Below are 2,608 nucleotides of genomic sequence, written 5' to 3' on the forward strand. Positions count from 1 at the left end.
ACACTTGTTGCACTTGATTTGAAAATTAAGGTTAATAATTGTTTTATTATGTTAAATTCTGTGAATTGCTCCTAAGTTCGTTAAACACTCAGTACTTTACAAAGTTTAACTATTTTTTTTAGCTCTTGAACCCACGGCCAATATAAACTGCAAAACTATCTCAGAATTTTGGCGCTTTTAGGGCGTTTGAACCAAACTGGCGTGCAGAAATGGCGTCGATCAATACATTTTTGTACGCATTTGTTCCTTGTTCTTGTAATTCTTGCCAATTAGGTAAGATTTGGGGTGAAAGTTGTGTCAAAAAATAGACGAGATTTCCAATAAAATATAACCCTTCAACTTTATTTTAAGAACGCTCCCGACGACCATCGCAAGGCCAGAATTTTTGATTTCGTAAAGGTAGGTTTTGATTTTCCAGTATTGATTATAGTAATCAAGGATCCACCGGAAACCAGGCTTATGCTGAGATAGTTCCGATAAATTCTGGGTCGGAAGTGTTGAAATGAACAAGTGCTTGTCTTTTCGGTGTTTTTGGCCGTCTTTACATGGCCGATTGTTTTTCTATTGTCCACTGTGGCAATTGAAAAAGTGTAGTTTCTTTACAAATATTAACGATAAAATAAGATTTATTGTGTCTCTTCACGTGGTCTAGACATCCTTTTTAGGATACCGACTGTCATAGACGAAAATGATGTGTTGTTGACCAATGATTTTACGAGCTTGTTCAGCTGACTCGTTTGCTATTTTAAGTTTGAATCGATATATTCGAGATGCGAATGGAGCCATGAAATATTTAACTGACTTGGGGGTTCAGCAAGATTCCGAGTGGGGAAAGCTAGCACCAAAGTAACGAAGTTATTGTCTTCTATGAATTTTTCTTAGGTGGCGGGTGCAAAGTTTTTACGTGCTCAAACTTTCTCCCGAACTTAGGTTGTAGGGTGTCATTGAATAAAAGAGTACCGAATACTTTTCCAGTGGTTCAGATAATTGCGGTAATGTAAAGATTTGCAACACATAATTCTAGCTCGCTAAGCAGGGTGGCAGAGATTCCGACGTTTTGTGCCAAAATTTTATAAAACGTTGTTAAATTAACTGATGTATAAAAAATGTAATATATTATAATAAGCGATGTAAGTTTAATTTGTGATTACAGTTAGGAGTAAAAGATGAAGTTTTTAAAAAGTAGTTGGGTCACTATCTCTCAAATTATTTTATTTCTTTTTATGTTTTTTTGGGAATATGTTACCCCTTTATGGGCCGATGACCTGCAATCTAGCCATCTAAGTTTAAGGGGGATTATGGATCTTTCGAGGCATGAGTGGTTTAGCTGGAATGGTCGTTTCTTTGGGCAATCATTTTTTAGAATTATGATATTAAGTAATCAGGTTGTAGGTGCATTGTTGAATAGCTTGATTTTTGTCCTACTAATTACTTTAATGGCAAAACTTAGTATTGGCGGTAAGAAAACTAAAATTTCATTTTTGCGATTTTGGTTAGTTACCATTGCTACGATAATATTTATTCCAACTTTTGGACAAACAGTTTTGTGGCGTGCTGGTGCTGGTAATTATCTTTGGATGACAACTTTCAATTTGGGCTTCCTGTACATATATCTAAAGACTAATTTTTTTGAAAAACCAATGACATGGGTAAAATTAGTTAGTTTTCTTCCATTTCTAATCTTATCGTTAATTGCTGGTTGGTCTAATGAAAACACTGCTGGAGGAACTCTGATAATCATACTGGTGTATACGATAATTGAATTGTATAAAAAGGATCGGGTTAATTTTGTTTATTGGCTGGGTTTAATAGTCTTTTCAATAGGTTATGCTTTTCTCTTACTGGCACCAGGAAACGCTAATCGAACTCTGCAAACACTCGGACCAGATTATTTGCAGAAACCTTTGTTAGTTCGCATAAGTCATAGTTTTTTTGACGTTAACAAGGCTATGTTGTCGTCAGATATAAATAAAATTTTGATTGTGTCAATAATAGTTATGCTTGTCTTGTTGGTAAACTATTGGAAAGATAAAGTTTTAGTATTTCAAGGTCTTACTTGGACTATGGCTGGACTTGCAGTAATATATGCCTTATCTTTATCGCCAATGGGGCAAAATGGTGGTCGTGCCTTTTTCGGTGGTATCATTTACCTAGTCATTGGACTTTTTTCAATGTTGCCTAGCAAAGTAGGTGTCTATGATAGTAATAGCTTTGCAAAAAGCATAACTGAAATTGCCATGATTTTATTGATAGCTTTTGGTTTTCTTATCATTTCGAATGGTATCATTGATTCCTATAAATCATCCGTTTCTATAAAGGAAAGATATACTTTTATTCGGAAAGAAGCTCATAGAGAGGATTATAAAAGCATAATAAAAGTGCCTCCTTTGAGATATTTGCCACAGACCCCATATAGTGTCGATTATCCGTTAAAAGATCTTGTAGGAGATGTAAATGGGTATCCTAATTTCCTTTATAAAATTTATTTAGGTGTAAAGGGTGTATTACCGCAATAATAAGCTACTTTGAGATAATAATTACCGGTAATGTTGGATGAACGGTAGTGTATTCTTTAGCTAGTGGGGAGTGTCAAGAAGTTTGTGTAAAA

General features: G+C 34.8%; 1 protein-coding gene. It reads left to right on the top strand.

Going from position 1 to position 2,608, the window contains the following annotated elements; translation table 11 throughout:
* Window positions 1–1,166 precede the first annotated feature (1,166 nt).
* The gene (locus FC65_RS10045) at window positions 1,167–2,516 is read left to right on the top strand and encodes a DUF3329 domain-containing protein (RefSeq protein WP_056972572.1); all 1,350 of its coding nucleotides are present in this window, start codon (window positions 1,167–1,169) and stop codon (window positions 2,514–2,516) included.
* The last annotated feature ends 92 nt before the right edge of the window (window positions 2,517–2,608 follow it).

This window comes from Ligilactobacillus acidipiscis DSM 15836 (genome assembly GCF_001435755.1).
In the GTDB taxonomy this organism is placed as follows: Bacteria; Bacillota; Bacilli; order Lactobacillales; family Lactobacillaceae; genus Ligilactobacillus; species Ligilactobacillus acidipiscis.

Coding starts and splice junctions, on each gene's coding strand:
- FC65_RS10045 (WP_056972572.1), top strand. CDS start 1,167: ATGAAGTTTTTAAAAAGTAGTTGGGTCACTATCTCTCAAATTATTTTA.